General features: G+C 51.4%; 19 protein-coding genes and 3 tRNA genes. 9 read left to right on the forward strand and 13 right to left on the reverse strand.

The genetic code is table 11. The features are described 5' to 3' along the window. Positions 1 to 19 precede the first annotated feature (19 nt). Positions 20 to 2,800, reverse strand: a complete 2,781-nt coding sequence (gene polA, locus ELY25_RS12110) for a DNA polymerase I (protein ID WP_126951535.1) — start codon at positions 2,798 to 2,800, stop codon at positions 20 to 22. 162 nt (positions 2,801 to 2,962) lie between these two features. Here polA and ELY25_RS12115 point away from each other — a divergent pair, with 162 nt between their 5' ends. Both ELY25_RS12115 and speA read left to right on the forward strand, forming a co-directional pair. Then, a complete protein-coding gene (locus ELY25_RS12115; protein WP_126951536.1) occupies positions 2,963 to 3,922 on the forward strand; it encodes a homoserine kinase in 960 nt (319 codons plus the stop codon). After that, entirely contained in the window at positions 3,919 to 5,835 is a 1,917-nt protein-coding gene (gene speA / locus ELY25_RS12120; protein WP_126951537.1) for a biosynthetic arginine decarboxylase, read from the forward strand. The genes ELY25_RS12115 and speA overlap by 4 nt, the downstream gene beginning before the upstream one ends. A 73-nt stretch (positions 5,836 to 5,908) precedes the next feature. On the opposite strand, the gene ELY25_RS12125 is transcribed toward speA, so the two are convergent. The 3 genes from ELY25_RS12125 to ELY25_RS12135 all read right to left on the reverse strand — a co-directional run bounded on the left by ELY25_RS12125 (position 5,909) and on the right by ELY25_RS12135 (position 9,026). Further along, on the reverse strand, positions 5,909 to 6,574 hold the full coding sequence (locus ELY25_RS12125) for a fumarylacetoacetate hydrolase family protein (protein ID WP_126951538.1): 666 nt from the start codon (positions 6,572 to 6,574) through the stop codon (positions 5,909 to 5,911). A gap of 124 nt (positions 6,575 to 6,698) precedes the next feature. After that, the gene (gene thpD / locus ELY25_RS12130; RefSeq protein WP_126951539.1) at positions 6,699 to 7,673 is read right to left on the reverse strand and encodes an ectoine hydroxylase; all 975 of its coding nucleotides are present in this window, start codon (positions 7,671 to 7,673) and stop codon (positions 6,699 to 6,701) included. Positions 7,674 to 8,222: 549 nt separating this feature from the next. Next, positions 8,223 to 9,026, reverse strand: coding sequence for a Crp/Fnr family transcriptional regulator (locus ELY25_RS12135; protein ID WP_126951540.1), 804 nt, complete (start codon positions 9,024 to 9,026; stop codon positions 8,223 to 8,225). Between the two features lie 480 nt (positions 9,027 to 9,506). Here ELY25_RS12135 and ELY25_RS12140 point away from each other — a divergent pair, with 480 nt between their 5' ends. Both ELY25_RS12140 and ELY25_RS12145 read left to right on the forward strand, forming a co-directional pair. Beyond that, entirely contained in the window at positions 9,507 to 10,799 is a 1,293-nt protein-coding gene (locus tag ELY25_RS12140; RefSeq protein ID WP_126951541.1) for an ATP-grasp domain-containing protein, read from the forward strand. A 10-nt stretch (positions 10,800 to 10,809) separates the two neighbouring features. Continuing rightward, positions 10,810 to 12,849 (forward strand): CocE/NonD family hydrolase, encoded by a 2,040-nt coding sequence (locus tag ELY25_RS12145; RefSeq protein ID WP_126951542.1) that lies wholly within the window; start codon positions 10,810 to 10,812, stop codon positions 12,847 to 12,849. Positions 12,850 to 13,021: 172 nt separating this feature from the next. Here the strand turns inward: ELY25_RS12145 and ELY25_RS12150 are convergent, their stop codons facing one another. The 9 genes from ELY25_RS12150 to ELY25_RS12190 form a co-directional block, all read right to left on the reverse strand. Beyond that, positions 13,022 to 13,525 (reverse strand): ferritin-like domain-containing protein, encoded by a 504-nt coding sequence (locus ELY25_RS12150; protein ID WP_126951543.1) that lies wholly within the window; start codon positions 13,523 to 13,525, stop codon positions 13,022 to 13,024. A 45-nt stretch (positions 13,526 to 13,570) separates the two neighbouring features. Then, positions 13,571 to 14,407: a manganese catalase family protein gene (locus ELY25_RS12155; protein WP_126951544.1), complete on the reverse strand. Its 837-nt coding sequence runs from the start codon at positions 14,405 to 14,407 to the stop codon at positions 13,571 to 13,573. A gap of 1,789 nt (positions 14,408 to 16,196) precedes the next feature. Further along, positions 16,197 to 16,272: transfer RNA gene (locus ELY25_RS12160), tRNA-Thr, on the reverse strand. Between the two features lie 72 nt (positions 16,273 to 16,344). Next, positions 16,345 to 16,419, reverse strand: a tRNA-Gln gene (locus ELY25_RS12165). Between the two features lie 6 nt (positions 16,420 to 16,425). Further along, a tRNA-Phe gene (locus ELY25_RS12170) sits at positions 16,426 to 16,501 on the reverse strand. Positions 16,502 to 16,658: 157 nt separating this feature from the next. Further along, entirely contained in the window at positions 16,659 to 16,934 is a 276-nt protein-coding gene (locus tag ELY25_RS12175; RefSeq protein ID WP_126951545.1) for an oxidative damage protection protein, read from the reverse strand. 35 nt (positions 16,935 to 16,969) lie between these two features. Further along, positions 16,970 to 18,064: an A/G-specific adenine glycosylase gene (mutY, locus tag ELY25_RS12180; protein WP_126951546.1), complete on the reverse strand. Its 1,095-nt coding sequence runs from the start codon at positions 18,062 to 18,064 to the stop codon at positions 16,970 to 16,972. A gap of 114 nt (positions 18,065 to 18,178) precedes the next feature. Next, entirely contained in the window at positions 18,179 to 20,512 is a 2,334-nt protein-coding gene (locus ELY25_RS12185) for an AsmA family protein (protein WP_126951547.1), read from the reverse strand. Further along, positions 20,512 to 20,994 (reverse strand): GNAT family N-acetyltransferase, encoded by a 483-nt coding sequence (locus ELY25_RS12190; RefSeq protein WP_126951548.1) that lies wholly within the window; start codon positions 20,992 to 20,994, stop codon positions 20,512 to 20,514. Before ELY25_RS12190 ends, ELY25_RS12185 begins: the two co-directional genes overlap by 1 nt. A 224-nt stretch (positions 20,995 to 21,218) precedes the next feature. Between ELY25_RS12190 and hisB the strand changes: the two genes are divergently transcribed. The 5 genes from hisB (at position 21,219) to ELY25_RS12215 (ending at position 24,595) form a co-directional block, all read left to right on the forward strand. Beyond that, entirely contained in the window at positions 21,219 to 21,812 is a 594-nt protein-coding gene (hisB, locus tag ELY25_RS12195) for an imidazoleglycerol-phosphate dehydratase HisB (protein WP_126951549.1), read from the forward strand. A 64-nt stretch (positions 21,813 to 21,876) separates the two neighbouring features. Next, positions 21,877 to 22,518, forward strand: coding sequence for an imidazole glycerol phosphate synthase subunit HisH (gene hisH / locus ELY25_RS12200; RefSeq protein ID WP_018918911.1), 642 nt, complete (start codon positions 21,877 to 21,879; stop codon positions 22,516 to 22,518). A gap of 11 nt (positions 22,519 to 22,529) precedes the next feature. Continuing rightward, positions 22,530 to 23,276, forward strand: coding sequence for a 1-(5-phosphoribosyl)-5-[(5-phosphoribosylamino)methylideneamino]imidazole-4-carboxamide isomerase (gene hisA / locus ELY25_RS12205; protein WP_126951550.1), 747 nt, complete (start codon positions 22,530 to 22,532; stop codon positions 23,274 to 23,276). Next, complete coding sequence (gene hisF, locus ELY25_RS12210) at positions 23,273 to 24,046, forward strand: imidazole glycerol phosphate synthase subunit HisF (RefSeq protein WP_126951551.1); 774 nt, start codon at positions 23,273 to 23,275, stop codon at positions 24,044 to 24,046. The genes hisA and hisF overlap by 4 nt, the downstream gene beginning before the upstream one ends. A gap of 42 nt (positions 24,047 to 24,088) precedes the next feature. Further along, positions 24,089 to 24,595 (forward strand): hypothetical protein, encoded by a 507-nt coding sequence (locus tag ELY25_RS12215; protein WP_126951552.1) that lies wholly within the window; start codon positions 24,089 to 24,091, stop codon positions 24,593 to 24,595. The last annotated feature ends 3 nt before the right edge of the window (positions 24,596 to 24,598 follow it).

The following is a 24,598-nucleotide window of genomic DNA, read 5'->3' on the forward strand; positions in this document are numbered from 1 at the left end:
TCTGAGCACTGTTTACTTTTTAGTGGGCTTCATCCCAGTTGGCGCCGCTTTCAGCCTCCACGATTAACGGCACTTTCAGCTCGGCCGCTCCCTGCATACGCTTTTGTACCTCACCAATAAATTTCTCCACCTGGCTCTCTTTCACCTCGAACACCAGTTCATCGTGCACCTGCATGACCATCAACGCATCAAACGTGCCTTCTGCAAGCCATGCATCCACATCAATCATGGCCTGCTTGATGATATCGGCCGCGGTGCCCTGCATGGGCGCGTTGATAGCAGTGCGCTCGGCGCCCTGGCGACGGTTGCGGTTTTGCGAGTGGATTTCTGGCAGGTATAGGCGCCTCCCCAGCACGGTTTCAACGAACCCATCTTCCGCCGCCTGGGTGCGAATCCGGTCCATATAGCGGGCTACACCCGGGTAGCGGTCAAAGTAGCGATCAATATAGGTTTGCGCCTGATTGCGCTCGATACGCAGCTGTCGCGCCAGCCCCCAGGCGCTCATGCCATAGATCAGCCCAAAGTTGATCGCCTTGGCACTGCGGCGCTGCTCATTGCTCACTTTATCAAGCGCGGTGCCAAATACTTCTGCCGCGGTGGCCGTGTGAATGTCTCGACCTTCCGCAAAGGCCTCCAACAGGCCCTTGTCTTCAGAAAGGTGCGCCATGATGCGCAGCTCAATCTGCGAATAGTCGGCCGCGACTATGCGATACCCAGGGCGGGCGATAAATGCCTGGCGAATCTTGCGGCCCTCTTCGGTGCGGATCGGGATATTCTGCAGGTTCGGGTCAGAGGACGATAAACGCCCCGTCGCCGTCACCGCCTGATGATAGCTGGTATGCACCCGCCCGCTTACCTTGTTAAGCAAACGCGGCAGTTTATCGGTGTAGGTGGATTTGAGCTTGGCGAGCCCGCGGTGTTGCATGATCACTTTAGGCAGCGGGTAATCCAGCGCCAGCTCCTCAAGCACCGCTTCTGCGGTAGACGGCGCGCCTTTCGGGGTTTTCTTGATTACCGGAATTTTCTGCTCGTTAAACAGAATCTCCCCTAGCTGCTTGGGCGAGCCCAGGTTGAACTCGCGCCCGGCCAGATCAAACGCTTCAATCTCCAGCTCACGAATGCGCTTATCCAACTGCTGGCTCTGCTCGTGCAGGCGCTCGGCGTCAATGGCCACGCCGTTACGCTCGATGCGTGAGATCACCTTGATCAGCGGCAGCTCCAAGTGATCCAGCACCTCAGCCAGACGCCCCTCTTTTTCTACCAGCGGGCGCAGCGTGTCGTACAGGCGCAAAGTGATATCCACGTCTTCACAGGCATAAGGCACCGCCTGCTCCAAGGCAATCTGGTTAAAAGTCAGCTGTTTGGCGCCTTTACCGGCGATCTCCTCAAACGAGATGGTTTTTTCACCCAGGTATTTAAGCGCCAGCGAATCCATATCATGACGGGTAGCCGTGGAGTTGAGTACGTAAGAGGCCAGCATGGTATCGGCAAAGGGGCCTGCGACCTGGATATCGTAGTTTGCCAGCACGGAAATGTCGTATTTGAGGTTCTGGCCAATCTTGATGATCTTTTGATCTTCAAGCAGCGGTTTAAGGGCTTTTAATACCGTGGCTCTATCCAGCTGGGCGGGGGCATCCAGGTAGTCGTGGGCCAGCGGAATATAGGCGGCTTCACCGGCTTCAAGCGCCAGGCCGATCCCCACGATCTCGGCGTCCATATAGTTAAGGCTGGTGGTTTCCAGATCAAAGCAGAACCGCTTGGCGCTTTTCATCCGCGCAAGCCATGTATCCAGCTCGGCCTGCCCGACGATAACGTGATCCTGGCGGTCCTGGCTGCTGGATGGCAGTGCGTCACTGTTTTCCTCAGCATCGGCATCTGCCGGTACCGGCTCGCCGCCTTTGACGTCGTCAACGCCTTCATCTTTGCCTTCGAGAAGCTCAGCCAGCCACTGCTTGAATTCCAGCTGTTTATAGAGTTCAAGGAGCTGTTCGCGGTCCGGGTGGGCGATATCCAGGTCATCGAGCCCGACCGGCAAATCACAATCGACTTTAATGGTTGCCAGCTCATAAGAGAGGTAAGCCTGTTCGCGATGCTCTTCAAGCTTTTTGGGCATCGTCTTGGCACCCCGGAAGGTCAGCGTTTTTACCCGCTCCAGATCAGCGTAGATCGCATCCAGTCCGCCACCCATTCCCTGGAGCAGGCCAAGAGCGGTTTTCTCACCCACCCCGGGCACGCCGGGAATGTTATCGACCTTGTCGCCCATCAGGGCAAGAAAATCGATAATCAGCGAAGGTGGCAGGCCGAATTTCTCTTCCACGCCGGCTTCATCCAGAGTTTCACCTTTCATGGTATTCACCAGCGTGATATGAGCATTGACCAACTGCGCCATATCCTTGTCGCCGGTGGATATCACTGCGTCGCGCCCAGCCTGGGTGGCGAGATGGGCCAAGGTGCCGATCACGTCGTCCGCTTCCACACCATCAATGCACAGTAGCGGCAGGCCCAGCGCTTTTACACAGGCATGCAAGGGGGCAACTTGGCTACGCAAATCATCCGGCATCGGCGGTCGATGGGCCTTGTACTGGGTATAAATTTCATCGCGAAAGGTCTTACCCGGGGCATCAAACACCACCGCCATGGGGCTTTCCGGGTAATCCTTGATGAGCCGTTTGAGCATATTGATCACACCCTTCACGGCTCCTGTCGGCTGGCCATTGGAGGCCGTTAGCGGCGGCAGCGCGTGAAAAGCACGGTACAAGTACGAAGAACCATCGACGAGCACGATAGGAGCACGGGCCATAACCAATATCCATTGCAAAAAAAGTATAAAGACATGATACGCGTTAAGCGCTGCGGGCAGAAACAAACCTGCTGGGCAAATCGGCACAGACAGTTAACAACGCTGCCAACTGTAGCTGCAAGCCGCTACAATAATGGGCTTAGCAACCTGGGCGAGATTCTCATGGCTGTATTTACCCCGCTTAGCGACGCACAGGTCGCAGCATTTTTAAAAAGATTTGATGTTGGCCACTTCGTTTCCCTGCAAGGGGTTGCAGGCGGCACGGAAAATTCGACATTCTTTGTTACCACCGATCGCTGTGAACTGGTGCTGACCCTGTTTGAACAGGGTGAACACGATGAGCTTCCGTTCTTTGTGGACCTGCTTGATTACCTGGATGAGCACCGCTTGCCAGTGCCCGGACCTGTTCACGACCATGAGGGTATTGCGCTGCACAGCCTGTCGAACAAGCCGGCCTTGCTCTTCCCACGCATGCCAGGTCGCCACCCGGAAGCCCCTAATCTGGCGCAGTGCCAGGCGCTGGGCGATACTCTGGGGCGTTTGCATGGGGTATCTCAACATTTTTCCGGCCACCGCCCAAACCCGCGGGATCTGCACTGGCTACAGGCCATGCATCATAAGGTGTTGACCTATTTAAGCCCCGATGACCAGACCTTGATGAAAAACGAGGTCGATGATTTTGAAAGTGCCTTTAGCCAGTACGCTGAGCTGCCCCAAGGCGCAATTCATGGCGACCTGTTCCGCGATAACACCCTGTTTGACGGTGATGCGCTTGGCGGCATTATTGATTTTTACAACGGCTGCACCGGCGACCTGCTGTTTGACCTGGCCATTGTGATCAACGACTGGGCCTCCAATGAAGACGGCACGCTGAATGCCGAGCGTTATGACACGTTGCTGAGTGCCTACCAGGCGCGCCGCCCACTTACTCAGGATGAGCGCGATGTCTGGCCGGTCATGCTGCGCATGACCGCGCTGCGTTACTGGTTATCACGCTTGTTGGTGGTCTACGTTGATCCACCGGCTCACGACTTGACGCCCCACGATCCCGAGCGTTTTCATACCATTTTAAACGCGCGTATCGCGCACGGTGCCTTACCACTACCTGAGGCTGATTTATGAATGAAACGCAGACAAGCGGATCGGCGCTGAGTGCCCGCCGCACCTGGAATATCGATCAGTGGGGAAGCGGCTACTTTGATGTAGACGATCACGGCCAAGCGCTGGTGCGCCCTTTAGGCAACGATACCGAAGGCCCTGCCCTGCCCCTGCGTGAACTGGTATACCAGCTGCAGGATGCCGGTCTGCGTTTGCCTGTTCTGGTTCGCTTTAGCGACATCCTTCATGACCGGGTAGAGCAGCTATGTGGCGCTTTTGATGCCGCCATGAGCGATATTGATTATAAAGGTGGTTACACGGCGGTTTACCCCATCAAGGTTAACCAACAGCGCCGCGTAGTGGAGGAAATTCTGGCCACTTCCGAGCGTGGCAATGGCCGTGTGGGCCTGGAAGCAGGCAGCAAGCCCGAACTACTTGCCGTGCTCGCCCTCTCTGGTGGTGGCTCCTCATTAATTGTGTGTAACGGCTATAAGGACCGCGAGTACGTACGCCTTGCCCTGCTGGGCGAGAAACTTGGTCATCGCGTTTACCTAGTGGTGGAAAAGCTCTCAGAGCTTGCGATGATCATGGAAGAAGCGCGAGAGCTGGAGGTTACACCGCGTATTGGCTTGCGTGCGCGTCTGGCCTCGGTCGGGAAAGGCAAGTGGCAAAATACTGGCGGCGAAAAGTCCAAATTCGGCCTGACCGCCAGCCAGATTCTCGAAGTGGTGGAAACGCTGCGCGCCCAGAACGCCTTGGCAAGCCTGCAGCTAGTACATTTCCACTTGGGCTCGCAGATCGCCAATATTCGCGACATTCAGCGGGGCCTGCGCGAGTGCGCACGCTTTTATGAAAACCTCATCACACTGGGTGCGCCCATTGATACAGTGGACGTCGGCGGCGGCCTGGGCATTGACTATGAAGGCACCCGTTCGCGCAGCTACTGCTCGGCCAACTACTCCATGCGCGAATACGCCCGCAACGTGGTAAGCGCCTTCGCCCAGCTGTGTGAAGAGGCCAGCCTGCCCCAGCCCCACCTGATCAGTGAATCAGGCCGAGCGCTGACCGCGCACCACGCGGTGCTTATTACCAACGTGATCGGCGAGGAGCGCATTGACGATACGCCACCGGAAAAATCGTCCACGAAAGACCCGCAGGTGGATGACCTGTGGCGCGTCTTCGAGCAGCTGGAAATCCCTCAGGAGCCGCGCATGCTGGTCGAGGCCTGGCACGACCTGCTTCAGGCCGTGAGCGAGCTTCAAGACCGCTTCGTACTAGGGCTAAGCGATATCAACGCCCGTGCTGAAGGCGAGCGCCTTTATCTGGCCGCCTGCGCCCGTCTACGCAGTTTGCTGGATACTCGCAATCGTGCGCACCGCGAAATCATGGACGAGCTGGCCGAAAAGTTGGCTGACAAGCTGTTCGTGAACTTTTCGCTGTTCCAGTCGGTACCTGATGTATGGGGTATTGAGCAGATATTCCCGGTGCTGCCGCTAAGCGGGCTAAATCAAACTCCAACGCGCCGGGCAGTGATTCAGGATATTACCTGCGATTCCGATGGGCGTATCGATAGCTATGTGGATGGCCAAGGCGTGGAAAGCACTCTACCGCTACCTGAGTGGCCATCTGAAGATGAGCGGTGGCTGGGTTTCTTCCTGGTCGGCGCTTATCAGGAAATTCTGGGCGATTTGCACAACCTGTTTGGCGACACCGACTCGGTTGATGCGGCGCTAAACGAACATGGCGAATGGGTGCTTTCCAACCCGCTGGCTGGCGATACCGTCGCTGCAGTACTGGCATACGTTAATTTCGATGCCAGTGTACTCAAGCAAAAGCTGACCGAGCAGATCGTTAACAGCGGTTTTTCAGAGCAGGAACAGGAAAGCTTCGCGGCAAGCTTAAATGAGGGGCTGGAAGGCTATACCTATTTAGAGTAACGCCTTCACCTCACTCTGTAGCAAAAAGCGCCCCTTGATAAGACAGGGGCGCTTTTTATAGAGGAATGCTCGCTTATTCAGTAACGGAGGTATTGATTTCCAGACCGCCGGTCAGCGTCAAGCGTAATGCTATGCCTCGGGTTAACTCGCCAACGCCTGCAGGGGTGCCGGTTAAAATGACATCGCCAGGTTCGAGGGTGAAATGTCGGCTCATTTCCGCGACTAGGGAGGGAATCGCAAAAATCATATCCGAGCCTTCTCCATGCTGGCGCTCTTCGCCATCAATTTCTAACGTGAACGCCAGTGCATTCCAGTTAGGTACGCGACTCAGAGGCAAGAACTTGGAGAGCGGGCAAGACCCGTCAAACCCCTTGGCAATTTCCCAGGGGTGGCCTTTCTCTTTTAACTTCGTTTGCACATCGCGTAGCGTTAAATCGAGTGCCAAGCCAATACCTACAATGGCGCGCTCGGCTTCATCAGGCGTGGCGTGAGCCAACGTTTCACCCACCAAGAGCGCAAGTTCTGCCTCATAGTGGACATCACCGCGTGAAAAAGGCGGGTTAAGCGGCTGTTCAATATCAACAACACTAGTGGCGGGCTTGATAAAGAGTAGCGGTTCGCTAGGAACTGGGTTGTCCAACTCTTTCGCGTGGTCTGCATAGTTGCGGCCAACGCATACCACTTTTCCCAACGCGTGGGGGAATTCCTGACCATCGGTAAATTGTGGAACAAGACGCATGGGGGGTATTCTCCTTCTCATTGTGCGTATCGCCTTCTCAACGACAGACGCAACAGTCTACCTTACCTATGCGAATGTTCCACAACCTAATACGCGTATTACATTTACTCAGGAAATCACTACCCTAGCGGTCACTTTCGTCTGGCGCATGGGCGAGAAAATCCGGGCGGTGCTTAGCCGCTGCATAAGGCTCACGACAGCGATTGTCCGGGCGGTTGAACACAAAGAACACATTACTGCGCGGGTCAGGCGACAAGTTGGCGTTGGAGGCATGCAAGGTATTGCAATCGAACAGTAAGAGTCCGCCTGCTTTCCCTTTAGGTGCTTCAATACCATGTTCAGCGACGAGTTGCGTCAATGCTTCAGCGCTGGGTACACCGACTTCCTGCGCTTTCAGTGAACTCTTGTGGTTATCCTCTGGTGTTTGCCCAAGGCACGGCACAAACTTCATATGCGAACCCGGGATCAGCATGAGGGGTCCATTGAACTCGTGGTTATCAGTCAGTATCAATGAGGCACTTACTGCATGCATACCCGGCATACCGTCCTCTGCATGCCAGGTTTCAAAATCTGAATGCCAGTTGAAACCCTTGCCTGCAAACCCAGGCTTATAGTTGATACGCGACTGGTGCACATAGGGGTCATCACCAATAATCTGGCGAGCCGCACCGGCCACGCGCTCATCATGTGCCAGGGCACCCAAGCGCTCTGATAGCTTATGCACTGCAAATAATGAACGAATTTCATTACTTTCAGGTTCGGTAATACTGAAATCCTTATTGCGGTATTCATCAGTGCTCATCAAAGACTGCATTTCTTCACGCAGCTCATCAAGCTCATTACCGGTAATAAGGTTTGGGATAAATAAAAATCCCTTCCGCTCAAACTCATCAAGCTGAGCTTCACTCAAGGGGCCCGACAGGTGTCGCCCCTTGATGACAGCATCGTGGCGCGGCTGCCAGAGCGTTTCTGGAGGATTGGTCAAACGTGACGGATAGGCATCCTGAACGTTTGCAGATTGTGAAGAAGGAATATCGGCTAATTCACTATACTGTTTGTGCGCTGTTACGTTATTGAGAGATAGATTGCTGACTGTCATCTAATCCACTCCTTGTATGATTAAATTTCAGATCAATGTCATGCTCTAACAAGGTAGACAACACACGCATGAGTGCAAGCCATCAAACAGCCTTAATAAACACCCTCATTAAAAAGCCTTTTTTATCAAGGGTATACCTAAATAAAATTCTTCATAATGGCTATAACCCCCTTGTTCTATAACCCTACTGAACCCTTTAAAATGCCGTTAGGTTAAATTTCTCCAAAAACATAAATTTAAAAAAACATTATTTTAATTGAATCTTAAAAAGTTATTTATTAGCTTTAAAGCATAACGAACTTACTTAAAACTTCAGCCTGTTTTACATGGATGCCAAGTAGTAGACTTGGCTTTTATATTTCACTTGTAATTCATATGCTACACAAACCTACTTACATTAAAGCTATTAGCAATAGTTTAATTAAAAAATTTATTAACAACAAAACTTACGAATAAACTATTTCGCTGAGTTAAAAACGCAGCCTATAAATATAGTTACTTAAACGTAGAAAGCTCTTTCATATGGGAAAGAGCTACTAAATTACCAATTTAATCAAGACGGATATGGCCATAAATAAAATCACTATCAAATCCTGTCGACCTGGCCATTTCTTCAGGCTTTAAAAGCTTTATACTGCTTCTCGTTTTACGAATAAACTTCTTTTGTTCCAGAGCAGTCATACAGCGACTAACATGGACACTAGTAATCCCTAAAAGCTCTCCCACCACATCTTGCGTAATAGGAAACGAATAAATGTTGGTTTTTAGCAAACCTTTAAAACAAAAACGCGAATAAATTTCTAATAAAAAATGGGCAACACGTTCTTCAGAACGATGGTGTGTGCAGCTTCGTAAACGTTCAATCGTGATGTTATCGTTAACCATGATATAAGACATCACGGCTTTTCTTATTTCCAGATTTGTCTTGAAAAGTTCGTGTACATCTTCAACAGATATTTTCTCTAGTTTACAATTAGTTAATGCTAGAATAACGATATCATGGTTTTCAAAGAAACTCTCGCGTACACCAATAATATCGCCGGGCATAAATACGTTACATATATCTTGGCCGCGTTTACTAGTGGCATGACTTAAGCTTGCCCAACCTTCTTTAACTAGAAATATATCTGCTCGCCCATCGGAAAGGGAAAACATCTTTTGATTTCTTTTTAATTCAACCGGTTTTTTACGTACTTCATTTAAAGAAGTTATTGTTTCGTCGCTCAATTCTTCATATAAGCCCAGTACACCTTCCAGCGTTATATCGAAACTTTTAGTCTCGAAGTTATTAACGCAATTACTAAAACTTTTCTTATCCATAAGCTCATGATTTCCAACAATTACCTGATCCATTTCTACACTCCTTTGTAGTTAGACACAAGCTGTACATAACATATTAAATGTAAAATCTTAATATAACTAAAAGAGACAAGGGGCGAGAAAAATATAGTCAACTACGAAAATATAAACAAGGACTATTTGTATTAACAGGCTGGGTACAAAAGCACTAGCGAAGGATAAGCAAGATAAAAATTTAACAATTATTAAAATTATCCGCTTACTTCCCCTCAATCCTCAATTAATCCATTCCCTGACCATACCTATTGCCAACTTAATTTAGCAATCAGTGTTACATTCATAAACATTATGAAACCTCAGCTCTCTTCTAATGATAGAAAACTGTTATTTACAAAACTAATTACAACATAGATTAGATTATTGCAATTCAGGAACTTATAAAAATTACATATATCAAGGCAAGCTATTAATCATTTATCGTACACTTAACTTGCTGTACTAGGTGTAGTCTTTTCTAGATTCAAGGAGAGAATGATGAAGCGTAATATCTTTGTTATTGCTTTAGAAGATAAACAGCGTCATGCAATGGAAACATTACGTGAAGCGAAATCATTAGAAATTCATGAGTTACTTAGTGTTGACACGGCAGTCGAAGCTGAAAAAATATCTTTTAATCAACTTTTAAAAGAAGCAAAAGCTCACCTAGATAACTTCTCTGGTTCAATCGATGGCATTATTGCTCAATGGGACTTTCCAACGAGTGTATTAGTCCCCCTTCTCTGCAAGCAGTACCATATTCCTTCGCCTACTATTACCAGTGTTCTAACCTGCGAACATAAATTCTGGAGTCGTATTGAACAGGAAAAGGTAATTCCCGACGTTGTCCCTGACTTCTGTGGCGTGGATCCCTTCAAAGAAAATCCGATTGAGCAGGTAACTCTTGATTTTCCTTTTTGGATAAAGCCGGTAAAAGCATTTTCTTCCCACCTTGGCTTCAAGGTGGAGAATCAGGTGCAATTTGATCAAGCCATTGAAGAAATACGTAAAGGTATTCGACAGCTTGGCGATCCTTTCAATGAAGCGCTTGAGTACGCTGACTTACCGGAAGAGATTAAAGAGCTGGATGGTAATTCCTGTATTGCTGAAGAGATCGTAAAGGGTGTTCAGGCAGCTCCTGAGGGTACGGTTTTTCAGGGAGAGTTCAATGTGCACGGTATTATTTCCCAGCCTAGGGCGGATGATTCATTAACGCTTTATGACCGTCTGGAATACCCAAGCAATTTGCCAGAGCATGTACACCATAAAATGGTAGAAACCGCTAAAACGTTTCTTACTCATATTGGCTACGATAATGGCTGCTTTAATGCTGAATTCATGTGGGACGAAGCGACTGACAAACTCTGGCTCATTGAAGTCAATACGCGTATTTCGCAGTCGCATAGCGAGATATTTGTCTTAGTTGATGGAATGTCCAACCACGAAGTGGCTATCGATATCGCCTTAGGCCAACGGCCTTCGCTTTTAAACCGTCAGGGGGTGGCACCTGTAGCGGCAAAATGCTTTATCCCTTACGTCCATGAAGATGGCTTCGTTACACGGGTGCCCAGCAAAGAGAACATACAGGCGTTGCAACAACGCTTGCCACACACTGATGTGTGTCTTGATGTTGCCCCAGGCCAGCGTCTTAGCGATTTACTTCACCAGGATAGCTTTTGCTATCGCTTAGGTACGCTTTATATCACCGGCAATAACCACGAGGAGATCGAAGAACGCTATAAATTCTGTTTAGACTTTCTAGATTTTGAAATCGAAAAAGTGGATCTTTGAAGGGGGTAGAATGGAAGTTATTAACGACTTTCCTTATAACGTCCGCGAGATAGAAAATGTCTTTATCCCCATGCGCGATGGCAAACAATTAGCGGCGCGCATTTGGTTGCCTGAAGCTACTCAGGATACTCCAATGCCCGCCATCATGGAGTATATCCCTTATCGTAAGCGTGATATTACGCGTGGCCGTGATGCGGCGAATCATCCTTACCTGGCCGGCCATGGCTACGTATGTGTTCGGGTGGATATGCGCGGCAGTGGCGACTCCGATGGAGTACTCACTGACGAATATACCCAGCAAGAGCAATTAGATGCAGTGGATGCCATCGAGTGGATTGCCAACCAGTCTTGGTGTGATGGCAGTGTCGGCATGATGGGTATTTCATGGGGTGGTTTTAACAGCCTGCAAGTTGCCGCCAAGCAGCCCCCGGCACTAAAAGCGATCATCAGCTTATGTTCAAGCGATGACCTTTATGCCGACAATATGCACTATATGGGTGGCTGTCTGCTCGGGGATAACTTATCCGAAGCGACCGTTATGCTCGCCTTTAATGCCTTACCTCCAGATCCTCTTATTGTTGGTGACCGCTGGCGGGATATGTGGCACGAGCGCATGGAAGATAGCGGCCTGTGGATTGATAAATGGCTGCGCCACCAGCGCCGCAGCGAATACTGGTCGGCTAGTTCCGTTTGCGAATACTACGACGCTGTACGCTGCCCAGTGTATGCCATTGGGGGCTGGGCGGATGGCTTTACCAATACCGTTTTCAGATTAATGGAGCATTTGGAGGTCCCACGCAAGGGGCTTATTGGCCCCTGGGGCCATAAGTATCCTCATCAGGGTATTCCAGGGCCTGCCATTGGCTTTCTTCAGGAAGCGCTGCGCTGGTGGGACTACTGGTTGAAAGGCAAAGAAAACGGAATTATGGATGAACCCATGCTGCGCGCCTGGGAGCAAGACAGCGTACCTCCGGATAATTCCTATGAAGACAGGCCCGGCCGCTGGATTGCAGAGCCTTTATGGCCTTCCAGCAACATCCAGCAGCAGTGCTATTTATTGTCCCCTTATCGGTTAACTCCTCTGCCCTCGAATAGCGAGCCTGAATATAACCCTGAGCCTACTACCATGGGGCTACAGTCACCATTAAGTGTAGGCCTGGCAGCTGGTAAATGGTGTTCTTATGCTGCTACGCCGGATTTGCCTGGTGATCAGCGCGAGGAGGATGGTGGCTCTCTTATTTTCAGTACCGATGCTTTAGCCGAACCGTTAAATATTTTCGGTACGCCCTCTCTGGAACTGGAGGTTTCCAGCAATCAGCCGCAAGCGATGCTGGCAGTGCGTCTTTCTGATGTAGCGCCAGACGGTAAAGCCACCCGAGTGACTTACGGTCTGCTCAACCTTACACACCGCGATAGCGATGCAGAACCAACGCCACTTGAGCCGCACCGCACTTATCGGGTCACGATTGATATGAACGGTATCGCGCAAAAATTTCCGGCAGGGCATCAATTACGGGTTTCTATCTCAACCTCCTACTGGCCACTTGCCTGGTTGCCCCCAAAACCTGCCCAGGTGGATATTTCCTTTAATCACTGTGTGCTTAAGCTGCCTGTTCGCACAGCTGAACATCACGAGGATGGCTTAACACACTTTGAGGCGCCTCAGTCTGCTCAACCTCTAGATATCACTAACCTAGCACCCAGCCAGCATAACTGGCTACTGCACCGAGACTTGGCTACTAAGGAGTCCACCTTGGAGGTCGTTAATGACCAAGGGTGTTTTCGCATTAACGATATAGGCACCGAGATTCATAGAAGTGCCCATGAGTATTACACTACCGTCGATAATGACTTCACCTCGGCTTGCGGGGAGACCCAAACTGAAAGCTCGTTTAAACGCGGCGATTGGCATACGGAGGTTTACACGCGTACCGTGCTGAGCTGCACTGAAACCGACTTTATCATCCATGCTCAGATGGATGCTTATGAAGGACAGTACAGGGTATTCTCGAAAAACTGGGAGTCGACTATTCCACGGGATCTTCTGTAGAGCAGTCTCTATAGGGGTTAGGTAGTCATTAGACCCAATAAAGCCGCCCAAGTTGGGCGGCTTTTTTATGAATCAACAAGATATAACGCATGAGATAAAACTAGCTAGAAAAAACCTCGGTAACTCATTACCGAGGAAAGGGCTTAACTAGTGAAGAGCGTGACGAAGGCGCCTAACGCTTGGCGCGCAGGTTGTCATCATCCGCGCGATGTAAAAATTGTGTGGTGGTCGATTCAAGGTGATCGGACAACCAGGCAGCCATAGCCTCTTCTTCCTTGAGGATCTCTCTGCATACCTGAGCAACTCCAGTCTGGCCCGCGCTTTCAGCAGCCTGGATTAATGCCTTGTAGTTGGCAATTTCAAAATGCTCAAAGGCATAGCAGGCAATACTACCTTTCATAACTTCGTCGCCTGCCATCATACCGCCCATCGCCTGACCAAAAGCGGTTAACTTGCCGCCTAAATCTTTTAGCGCAGAAGTATCAATATCTATTCCGGCCATTGCCTGTTCCAGACGATCAGACTGATGGCGAGTTTCATTTAAGTGCTGCTCAATTCGCGCTTGCAGCTCTGGGTAATCGACCAAGCGCTCTGCTTGAGATTTCAGCATTTTCTCAGCTTGCTGCTCCATAGCATGTGCATCGCGCAACCAGTTTTCTAGATACTTGGTTTCCATCGTGCTTACTCCTTTTTAAAAAAATACTGAGTTATCTACAATCGCTTATTTAGAAGGATCAATCTGCTCCTTTTGAGCGCCTGATTTTTCCTTTGCCATACCTAGCGTCGGTTCCTGACCTTCAGGTTCTGGCTGGTTACGAACCGAGAACTGGCTACGGCCATCAAAGGATGGGCCTTCACCCCAGCGACCTTTGGGTGCTTCCTTATCTAGCAAGGTATTAAGGTAGTAATAGGAGTGCTGCGTTGCTTCATGATCTTCAGGCGTAGAGTTAGGTACTGGAAGATGCGCACCAAGGCCACCCAGCTCTTCAATGACTGCCAGCCACTGCTGCTGGTGATAGGTATCGCGTGCAATCAGGAAAGAAAGGAAATCTTTCATGCCATGATCATCAGTCCAGTTATATAGACGTGATGCCAGTACCCGGCCGCTTGCCTCAGCGGTCACGTTCGCTAGCATATCTGCCGCCACATTCCCCGTGGCATAGATATGGCTCATATCAAACGGTACGCCATTGGCATTTACCGGCATGGCAGAAAGCCCAGATGATAATATGTGGCGTGGGTTCGCACCGCCTAGAATGGCGTTCATGACAGGATCTTTCGCAGTAGCCTCTTGGTAGGAGACAGGAGCGCCTTCCAAATTAAGGGCAACCGCATGGCCCAACATTTCAACATGCGCAAGCTCTTCTGTAGCCGTCGACATAAGCAGGTCACGAATGCGATCATCACCGCGTGTACCCATGGCTTGGAAGAAGTACTGCATCGCTACCCGGATTTCGCCTTCCACACCGCCAATAGCTTGCTGCAGCAGCATAGCAAATTCAGGATTAGGTTTATCGACTTTGACCGGATATTGCAGTTTCGCTGAGTGGTGAAACATATCATAGCCTCTTCATTTAATTGCCACAAAAATGCTATGGCAATATTCGTAAAGTTAACGCCGGCAATCGGCAAAACCGGACCATTCAGTTAACTCGATTAACCCATCAATGGCACTCGATCAATTAATCGAGTTATTTGAGAGTAGTCAAGGCAAGAGGCTTTTCAAGAAAGATAAAGAAAGTATAAAAATTTTTAACTTATATTATTAAACGATTAAAAATTTAATCATTACCACACAACAATATAAGGGCGCACTTCAAACTCTTGAAGTACAGGTTAAAAATAAGCTTACTATTGCTCGCAACGGTTTACTGATCATATGAGAAACATTCCTTTAACTTAACCCGAAAAGCCAATTCCTTATTTTCAATTCACAAGACTAACGAGCTTATCTTAAATAGCACTACTTAAATAATTTATTATGTATCTTACGTATATTAAAAAAGACGTTAAATAATATTTTATCTTTTAACTTTAACTTCAATTTTTTAAATAACAGCTTCACACTAAAAGATTAACTCGTTCTAATTCGCTTCAACAAGTTATAATGAAACAGTATTACGCGATAAATTTATTGGCTATGTGCCTCCTTTACGATAGCTGATTGACATATTCAGGTCGGCGCCGATTAATATTCAAGGTGATAAAGCGTACCGTTATCTGCATGGCAGTTGCAGTTATGGGCAACGTTGCTTCAACCAAAAGCAACAAGATGCTAATGGTCAGGAAGCTTCGTAAGCTATCAGCTTAGAGATAGCTTGGAAAAACCTGCATTCAGGTTTTTGTGCGACAGGATATTTACCGTGTGATGAAACCGTCCCATCCCGGAATTTTCTATCAGGTGGGCGCTATTACTGCAGTGCCAAGCGGTTTTTTGAACAGATGGCCTGCCCATAAGAGGAAAAATACAAATACTGGTACAATTTTTTTCAATAATTACTTGTGCGCATATTATACATGATCTAGTATGAAGTTGTCGGCGGCAGGAAGCCACCAACAAAAAGGAATTTCCACTCAGGATGAGTGGCTACACGCCAGGAAGGCATGAGTACATCAAACGCCCCTTAACCGGGGCGTTGTTGTTTGTACCCCCCCCTGCATTATTTTCATACCCCCGTTTGCGCTCGCCACATGCTGGTCTTTAAAGGATTCAGGTCAGCGTGACCGTATTGAGCTACCTACTTGGAATATTACCCATATTGAATTTAAGAGCACTTAATGTGGCATACCTTGCATGATTGAAATTTATGTAATTATTTTATAAATGTAAGAAAATGCTTACAAAAATTATCGTCAATTGACTACATTTTTTTCTATCAAAGTAGCTACACTTCTAAAGGCTACAAATCGCAGTAGCCCGCTTGAGTCGCGCTAGCCCATGGAAGAGCAATGGAAAGCAGTATGCGAAAGGATCAAGGAAGCGCGACAGGCCAGGGAGGGCCATTCTACTCCTGCCCAGGCTAGTAAACAGCCAACCACTTAACAGTTCATTCTATCGGGCTATCACTTGTAACGTTGTCTCGATAGCCTTATATACGCTTAGCGTTTGCCAATAGTGCCCTTTCGTGAAATCCTGCCTTACCAACTAGCTCGCTGGTCCAGCATTATTCCTTTATACGCGTAAGAGATAACGCTAGTTATGAAGGGGATGCTCAATATCTAAATAGTGCGGGAAGGAGGTAAACACATTAGTTTGCCTGGCGTACTTTTCAAACAAGCACGAAAAAGCCGCCCTTTCGGACGGCTTAATCTAATTCTCTAATATGCTGCTTTTAACCATCTTTTGATGGTGCCGACACCAGGAGTCGAACCCGGGACCTACTGATTACAAGTCAGTTGCTCTACCAACTGAGCTATGTCGGCGCTTCACATTTTCTTGAGAAAATGACTGAGTTGCGGTTAAGCTAGTCAGTCAACAAGAAATCTTGTTGGCAATGGCTGGGGTACCAGGATTCGAACCTGGGAATGCCGATACCAAAAACCGGTGCCTTACCACTTGGCGATACCCCAACTGTTTGGTGGCCAGAGACGGAATCGAACCGCCGACACGGGGATTTTCAATCCCCTGCTCTACCAACTGAGCTATCTGGCCGCTGCCAACGGTGCGTATTAAACTAAAAACTCTGCTTTTCGTCAACACCTTTGTGAAACTTTCTTTTCTAACCGTTGCTTAGGCAACGGCTACGACTAACGTTGCAACGCTGGAACGCCCGAAATATGGGGCGTTCTGGCCTAGCTAGGGCGCTCGTCTACGCCTGCGTCGGCGGTACGTAACCTTCCGCCTGGTCGGTTTGTTCGTTATCCATGAAGCGCTGCATCTGCTCCATCAGATAAGCACGGTCTTCCGGGTTGAGCATATTCAGATGCTTTTCATTGATCAGGCGGGTTTGCAGCGCCTGCCACTCTCCCCATGCCTGCTTGGAAACGCTAGCCTGAATCTCCTGGCCCTGCTTGCCGGGTAGCGGTGGAAACGGGAGTGCGGGCAGTTCCTTTTGATATTTACGACAAAAAACCGTGTTACTCATGAGAGGCTCCTTTATGGGCACTAGGCACTCACTACCTATACATGCCCTGGCGTTAAGTTGAGGGTAAAGGGCGTGAGCTGGTTAAGCAGGGCTTTTACCGGCGCGGCTAGACCAAGCTCGCGAGGGTTATTTACGTCATACCATACGCCGCTTTCTCTTACCTCGCCCAGCCTAGCGCAGGAAACCGGCTGAGGGGTAATTTCCAGACGGAAATGGCTGAAGGTGTGGTGAAAAGTGGGCATCGCTGGTTCACGTCTGGGGGCGACAGCATGGGTTTCCAGCCAGTCGTTAAGCTCACTATGTCTTTCAAACTGAGGCAAGCTCCATAATCCACCCCACAAACCGCTGGGCGGGCGCTGCTCCAGCCATACTCGCCCTTCAGGATCGCGTAGCAGCAGCATGATCGTACTGCGAGTGGGTAAAACCTTTTTGGGCTTGGATTCCGGATAGCGCTGCGGCTCTCCCTGGGCATATGCCAAACATACATCGTTAAATGGGCAAATCTTGCAATCAGGCCTGCTGCGTTTACATAGGGTTGCGCCAAAATCCATCACTGCCTGGGTGAAGTCAGCCAGACGGGTAGACGGCGTATAGTATTCGGCAAGCGCCCAGAGCTTACGCTCCACGACAGGCTTGCCTGGCCAACCAGGAATGGCGTGCAGGCGCGTCAGCGAGCGTTTGACGTTGCCATCTAAAATGGCGGCTCGTCTGCCGGTACTCTGAGCAATAATCGCACCTGCCGTTGAGCGTCCAATACCTGGCAGGACCATCAGGGTCTCTACATTTTCGGTGGGCAGCTCGCCACCATACTCCTCAAGCGCCAGCTGAGCAGCTTTATGCAGATTACGTGCCCTTGCGTAGTAGCCAAGCCCTGTCCACAGGTGAAGCACTTCATCTTGAGGCGCACGGGCAAGGGCTTCAAGTGTCGGGAAGCGCGCCATGAAACGCTCAAAATACGGAATGACGGTCGCGACCTGGGTTTGTTGAAGCATGATTTCCGACACCCATACGCGATAAGCGCTGCGTGGCGACTGCCAGGGCAGGTCATGACGGCCATACTGGTCAAACCAGGTGAGCAAGCGATGGCAAAACTCGTCTGCCGTAAGCCGTGGGGTTGGCATATCAGCCATGAACGTTCCTTCAAAAACGGATAGAAGTAAAAGCCGTAGCGGTGCCGTTGACCTATGGCACCAATAAAAAAAGCGCCGGCGTTGAGGCCGGCGCAGACTGACTTACTTGAATGCTCAGTTAAATAGACGCCGGATACCTTCGCGAAGTTCCTGACCGGCACCTTTGCCCAGATGCTCATCCAGTTGTTCCAGCGAGCCGCCCACGCGCTCCTCAATTTCTTCGGTTACACGACTGCCGGCTTCATTGCGCAGCAGATCAACCACCGCTGTCTGGAAAGCAGAGCGGTCAAAACGGCACCATTGGCCCTGATCATCACTGAGGTTGCCTTCACAGTGCACGGGCAGCGGTAGCTGTTCCAGGCGCGGGTTGACGCTACACGCCGCGTCCGCTGTATCGACCAGGCGAGCATTGGCACGAGTATCAAAGTTGCGGCTGTTGAAATTAAGTTCCCCTTCACCTTTTACATCGATACCCGGTAGGGTAATCAGCAGGTCGTTACTGGTGAGCACGCCGTTACGCACCTGAAAAGTCGCATCAAAGCGCTCAAAGCGCGTATCGGCATGCCAGTCACGTAGCGTGCCTTCGCCTTCTAGCTGCGCGACCAGCTCGCACATCTGCTGGGAAATATTGATATCCAGAATCGCACCTTCATTAAGGCGGGCGTTAACCTGCCCATTCAGGTTACCAATCAATGCCTCGCGACTATTGCCACGTGACGTGAATTCACCATCGGCGTTAAGGCGCCCGCGCAGAGGTGACGTTTCTTCACCGAGCGCTTCAATCAGCGCAGCTACCTGAATATTGCTGACGCTGGGTGAAAGCTCCCACTCCATGATACGTTCGCGTGAATCCAGACGGCCGCTGGCGTTAAGCTCGCCACCGTAAAAGCGCGATTCAAAAGCAGTGAGCCGATGTTCGCCCTCTTCACCCTGCAGCCTAAGATGAGTATTGTCGAAATTAAGTCCACCCAGCAGCAGTTGATCAACGCTGAGTTCGCCGTCCAGCGACAGCTCACTGAGCCATGCCTGAGGGAGTAGTGTTTCGCTACTTTGGGCAATGGCTTGGCGCAAGAAGCCGAGGCTTGCCTGCTGCGCGGTTGTGGGGCCGGAAAGGTAGTGATCAAGATTCAGCTGATCGCCTTCTAGGTCAAACCCCAGCTGCGTGCCATCCATTGCGGCCGAAAGCCGTCCTGTAAAGGTACTGTCATCGACCACCAGAGAAAGCCGGGGAAGCGATACCTGCTGGGCATTACCTTCAATAGGGCTGGTCATGGCAATATCGCTTAGCGCCGCCTCGCTTGCCGTATTAAGTTTAACCCCTGCGCGCGAAAGCCAAGGGCGCAACGTGAAGGGTGCTGCGGTAAACTGACCACGGTACTGGGGGGCATCCAGCATTTGCTCGATATTAAGATGGCCGCTCATACGCAGACCATCAGGCCCGGTCAGCTGTAAATCCTTCAGCTGTGCCGTTTGTGCCTGCCAATCACTCTCCAGGCCAAAGGCAAGCGCCAGCGCCAGGCTGCCCTGCCACTGCTCGGGGTTTTGCAACCCGGCTTCAAGTACGCCTTGGGTAATGCTCAGCTGTTTTTCTTCCAAAAGCGCGACAATTTCAGCAGCTCTCAGGCTCAGTTGCTGTGGTTCGCTCTCGGGGTTCATTCGTGTGCGTGTGGTTAGGCGCGTATTTTCCAGCACGACCCGGTCTTCGCCGAGCTTAAGCCGCATGCGTGTCTCAAGATCAACATCGCTGGTCAAGTTGGGCGTTCGCTCCAATGCCTCGGCATCCAGACGGTTATGCCTGGTCAGCGTAAACATGGTCTTTAATGGGAAAGGGCTGACTGGATTGACGTTACTGCCGGAAATATTCAGCGACTGCATGCGCCACAGTGCCTGGCTTTGCGCATCACGGAAACGAATATCAGCGCCCCGCACTTCGACGCTGGCAATATTGAGCACGACAGAAAGACTGCCCGCATCGGCGTTCGGCCCGGCGCTTGCCGGCGCCAGCACCGTTTGTGCTTTTTCATCGCTTTCTTCAGCCAGGCGCTCGACCAGCGGCTCCCAGTTGCCTCGGCCTTCGGCATCGCGCTCCAGATTCAAACGCATGCCATCCAGCGTCAGGCCGTCAATGGCAATCTCGCCACGCAGCAATGGGGCAAAGGCAATGCTAACCTCGGCGCGATTGATCGCGGCAAACGAAGTATCTTCTCCTGTCTGTTCCGGCAGCCAGGCCCGGGCTTGCTCCACGCTCACCCCAAGGCGAGGATAGAACGACCAGGTAATCGGGCCTTCCAGCGCCAGATGCAGCCCGGTGTGCTCCTCCACCACGGCGGTCAAGCGGGGCTTAAAGTCTTCCGGATCCAGAAAGGTGGTCACATAAACCACCGCAGCCACCGCCACGATGGCAAGAATGCCAATGGCGGCCAGCAAAATACGTAATAACTGTTTCATTACCCTTTCCCTTGTGGGTCTAACTCAACAAAATTACTGGTAAGCGGCCTGTCTAACAGAGCCTCTTCGCTACAGCTGCCTGGGCGGTAGCCAAGCTTGGACAGCAGCACCTGATCGGCCAGCGATAGAGCTGAAATTTCAATGCGCAGTTTACGCCCTTCCTGTTTGGCCTGTTCGCCAAGTAGGGCCATCAACCGCGAGCCCACACCGCGCCGGCGCGTAGCCTTACGCACGCATAACTCAGAAAGCCACCAAGCTCGGTCCGGCGCCTCTTGAATGGCAGCCGCGCCTAGCAAGTGGTCGTTAAAGTGCGCACAAGCAAAAAAGTGAGCGGCATTTAAATGCTGTTCGATAAACGGCAGAACCGCCTGGGTAGGCACCCGCTCTTTTGGCGCATCCTCATAAATACGCGTAAGGTCGAGGCGCACCTGCTCATCCGCGTCCCAACGCGCTTTGTCGACATGCTCCAGTGTCACCGGCATGGTGAAATCCTCTTCGCCAAAGCAGCTCAGCTGCTATTTTTAATGCCCTGAAGGGCGGCTACCTTTCGCGCATTGTAGCGGATGGGTGCGCCGATTCTCTATAATGGTTGTTTTGCCGCCGATTTATGCCCTGATTAACTGGTGGTGAGCCTACTCAACTGGTGGTGAGACAGGGCGGCCCATCGCCTTCCCCTCAGAATGCGCAAGAGCGCAGGAGATGCAACATGTCAGCGCGTATTGCCACGGTTAGCCGTGATACGAATGAAACCCAGATTAAAGTCAGCGTCAACCTGGATGGCGAAGGCCATCTTCGCTGTGAAACTGGCGTTCCCTTTCTGGATCATATGCTTGATCAGGTTGCACGGCATGGAATGATCGACCTTGATATCCATGCCTCAGGCGATTTGCACATTGACGACCACCATACGGTCGAGGACCTGGGGATTACCCTGGGCCAGGCATTTAACGAGGCCATTGGCGACAAACGCGGTATCTACCGTTATGGCCATGCCTATGTGCCGCTTGATGAAGCACTCTCACGCGTGGTGATCGACTTCTCCGGCCGCCCCGGTCTTTACATGGATGTGGAGTTTACTCGCGCGACCATCGGCCGTATGGATACCCAACTGTTTTGGGAATTCTTCCAGGGTTTTGTCAACCATGCCCGTGTGACACTGCATATCGACAACATAAAAGGCTTTAATGCTCACCATCAGGCTGAAACGATTTTCAAAGCCTTTGGACGTGCCCTGCGCATGGCTGTCGCCGAAGACCCACGCATGGCAGGGCAGATGCCTTCCACCAAAGGGAGCCTATAATGGCGTGCTGTAGTATAGGCAACAGTGCAAGCAACTGTTCGTTCACTCGCTTAAGGAGCGCTTCATGACCATTGCTGTGATCGACTATGGGATGGGAAACCTACATTCTGTCGCGAAGGCGCTCGAACACGTTACCCATGAAAATGTCATTATTACCCGTGACCCGCGGCGCATTTTAGGTGCCACGCGCTTGGTGCTGCCCGGCCAAGGCGCCATACGCGACTGCGTGGGTGAGCTTGAGCGCACTGAACTGCGTGGGCTGGTCGACGACGTGCTGACTCGTCAGGCCAAACCCTTGCTCGGAATCTGCGTAGGCCAGCAAATGCTTCTGGAGCGCAGCGAAGAGAACGGTGGCGTTGATTGCCTGGGCTTTTTCAAAGGCAGCGTTGATAAGTTCCCCACCGACATGCGCGATGAGCACGACCAGCGCCTGAAAGTGCCACACATGGGCTGGAACCTGGTCGAGCAGCATCACGATCACCCGCTGTGGGCCGGCATCGATAATAACGAACACTTCTACTTCGTACACAGCTACTACGTGAACGCGGCCGACGATGCCCAGGTATTTGGCACCACGCACTATGGCAAGGTAGGCGCTCACGTGGCGATTGGCCGTGACGCCACCTTTGCCGTACAGTTTCACCCGGAAAAAAGCTCCCGTGCGGGCCTGCGCCTGCTTGAAAACTTTGTCACCTGGACGCCTTAAGAGGTTTAGTTATGTTGGTAATTCCTGCGATCGATCTCAAAGATGGCCAGTGTGTACGGTTGAAACAAGGGCGTATGGACGATGCGACCTCTTACGGCGATGACCCAGTTGCGATGGCCGCGCGCTGGGTTGAAGCCGGTGCGCGTCGCCTTCATCTGGTCGATCTGAACGGCGCCTTTGAAGGCAAGCCAGTGAATGGCGAGGCTGTAACGGCCATTGCACGCGCCTACCCCAACCTGCCTATTCAAATTGGCGGCGGTATTCGCACTCCCGAGACCATCGAGCACTACCTGAATGCAGGCGTGTCTTACGTGATTATTGGCACCAAGGCCGTTAAAGAGCCCGCGTTTGTGGGCGAAATGTGCCGCGCATTCCCCGGCCATGTGATTGTCGGGCTGGATGCTAAAGACGGCTTTGTAGCCACCGACGGCTGGGCGGAAGTTTCAAGTGTCAAAGCGGTCGATCTGGCCAAGCGGTTTGCCGATGATGGCGTATCCAGCATCGTGTATACCGACATAGCGCGCGACGGTATGATGCAAGGGGTTAACGTTGAAGCGACGGCTCAACTGGCGCGAGAAGGCGGCCTGCCGGTGATTGCATCTGGCGGCGTGACCAACCTGAACGATATTAAAGCTCTGTGCGATGTCGCCGATAGCGGTATTTTAGGCGCCATTACCGGCCGGGCGATTTACGAAGGCAGCCTGGATGTGGCCGAAGCCCAGCGGCTGAGCGACCAGTTAACCGGAGGCGGCGCGTGAGTTTATCCAAGCGTATTATTCCCTGCCTGGATGTTGATGCCGGTCGGGTTGTTAAAGGTGTCAACTTTGTCGGCATTCGCGATGCAGGCGACCCGGTGGAGATTGCCCAGCGCTATAACCAGCAGGGTGCCGATGAAATCACCTTTCTGGATATTACCGCAAGCCACGAAGACCGTGACACCACGGTGGAAATGGTCGAACGCATTGCGGGGCAGGTGTTCATTCCGCTGACCGTCGGCGGCGGGATTCGTACCTGCGATGATATTCGTACCATGCTGAATGCGGGCGCGGATAAGGTGTCGATCAATACCGCAGCGGTCACCAACCCCGAGTTCGTGCGTGAAGCGGCCGAGCGCTTTGGCAGCCAGTGCATTGTGGTGGCGATCGATGCCAAGCGAGTATCAGGTGAAGGCGAGCCACCACGTTGGGAGATTTTCACCCATGGCGGCCGCCGCCCAACAGGGCTTGATGCCGTTGAGTGGGCGAAGAAGATGGTGGAATTCGGCGCCGGCGAACTGCTGCTCACCAGCATGGACCGCGACGGCACCAAGATTGGGTTTGATCTCGGTGTAACCCACGCGATTTCAGAAGCCGTGAGCGTTCCCGTCATTGCCTCCGGAGGGGTCGGCAACCTGGACCACCTGGTGGATGGCGTGCTCAAGGGCGGCGCCGACGCCGTGCTGGCGGCCAGCATTTTCCATTTCGGCGAGCACACTATCCCTGAAGCAAAACGTTATATGGCCGAACGCGGTATCGAAATGCGCCTTTAATGGGCGCATTGACTGCACGCCCCTCCCATCCAGGAACTTCAAATGTCACGTTTCACTCCATGGCTAGGAGGGCTTATGGGTATCTGGCTGAGCGCTTCGACCTCAGCCTTTGCCTTACCCGATTGGCCACCAACGCTCGCGTTGGACCATGCCCTGGTACAAACCAGCTTGCTAACCCGCCACTTTGATCCGCAGCCGGATCATAACAACCAACAGCACCTGATGGGCATTGAGCTGCATAATCCAGACCGCTGGCTGACGGGGGTGGGATGGTTCAAGAATTCCTATGAGCAGCCCACCTGGTATGTATATGCTGGGCGCGAATTCCCCCTCTGGCAGTTTGCCGAAGAAATTAACGTTCGAGCCAAGCTGACCGGCGGTTTGCTGCGTGGCTATAAGGATGAGTATCGCGACAAGATTCCACTCAACCACCTGGAGGTCGCCCCGGTTCTACTGCCCAGTATCGGCGTGCAGTGGGAGCGGTTTGAATCCGATTTAATCATCTTTGGCACCGCAGGCATGATGTTCACCGCAGGCCTGCGCCTGTAGCAG

Origin of the sequence: Vreelandella populi (genome assembly GCF_003989825.1) — a bacterium.
Lineage (GTDB): Bacteria > Pseudomonadota > Gammaproteobacteria > Pseudomonadales > Halomonadaceae > Vreelandella > Vreelandella populi.

Coding starts and splice junctions, on each gene's coding strand:
- polA (WP_126951535.1), bottom strand. CDS start 2,800: ATGGCCCGTGCTCCTATCGTGCTCGTCGATGGTTCTTCGTACTTGTAC.
- ELY25_RS12115 (WP_126951536.1), top strand. CDS start 2,963: ATGGCTGTATTTACCCCGCTTAGCGACGCACAGGTCGCAGCATTTTTA.
- speA (WP_126951537.1), top strand. CDS start 3,919: ATGAATGAAACGCAGACAAGCGGATCGGCGCTGAGTGCCCGCCGCACC.
- ELY25_RS12125 (WP_126951538.1), bottom strand. CDS start 6,574: ATGCGTCTTGTTCCACAATTTACCGATGGTCAGGAATTCCCCCACGCG.
- thpD (WP_126951539.1), bottom strand. CDS start 7,673: ATGACAGTCAGCAATCTATCTCTCAATAACGTAACAGCGCACAAACAG.
- ELY25_RS12135 (WP_126951540.1), bottom strand. CDS start 9,026: ATGGATCAGGTAATTGTTGGAAATCATGAGCTTATGGATAAGAAAAGT.
- ELY25_RS12140 (WP_126951541.1), top strand. CDS start 9,507: ATGAAGCGTAATATCTTTGTTATTGCTTTAGAAGATAAACAGCGTCAT.
- ELY25_RS12145 (WP_126951542.1), top strand. CDS start 10,810: ATGGAAGTTATTAACGACTTTCCTTATAACGTCCGCGAGATAGAAAAT.
- ELY25_RS12150 (WP_126951543.1), bottom strand. CDS start 13,525: ATGGAAACCAAGTATCTAGAAAACTGGTTGCGCGATGCACATGCTATG.
- ELY25_RS12155 (WP_126951544.1), bottom strand. CDS start 14,407: ATGTTTCACCACTCAGCGAAACTGCAATATCCGGTCAAAGTCGATAAA.
- ELY25_RS12175 (WP_126951545.1), bottom strand. CDS start 16,934: ATGAGTAACACGGTTTTTTGTCGTAAATATCAAAAGGAACTGCCCGCA.
- mutY (WP_126951546.1), bottom strand. CDS start 18,064: ATGGCTGATATGCCAACCCCACGGCTTACGGCAGACGAGTTTTGCCAT.
- ELY25_RS12185 (WP_126951547.1), bottom strand. CDS start 20,512: ATGAAACAGTTATTACGTATTTTGCTGGCCGCCATTGGCATTCTTGCC.
- ELY25_RS12190 (WP_126951548.1), bottom strand. CDS start 20,994: ATGCCGGTGACACTGGAGCATGTCGACAAAGCGCGTTGGGACGCGGAT.
- hisB (WP_126951549.1), top strand. CDS start 21,219: ATGTCAGCGCGTATTGCCACGGTTAGCCGTGATACGAATGAAACCCAG.
- hisH (WP_018918911.1), top strand. CDS start 21,877: ATGACCATTGCTGTGATCGACTATGGGATGGGAAACCTACATTCTGTC.
- hisA (WP_126951550.1), top strand. CDS start 22,530: ATGTTGGTAATTCCTGCGATCGATCTCAAAGATGGCCAGTGTGTACGG.
- ELY25_RS12215 (WP_126951552.1), top strand. CDS start 24,089: ATGTCACGTTTCACTCCATGGCTAGGAGGGCTTATGGGTATCTGGCTG.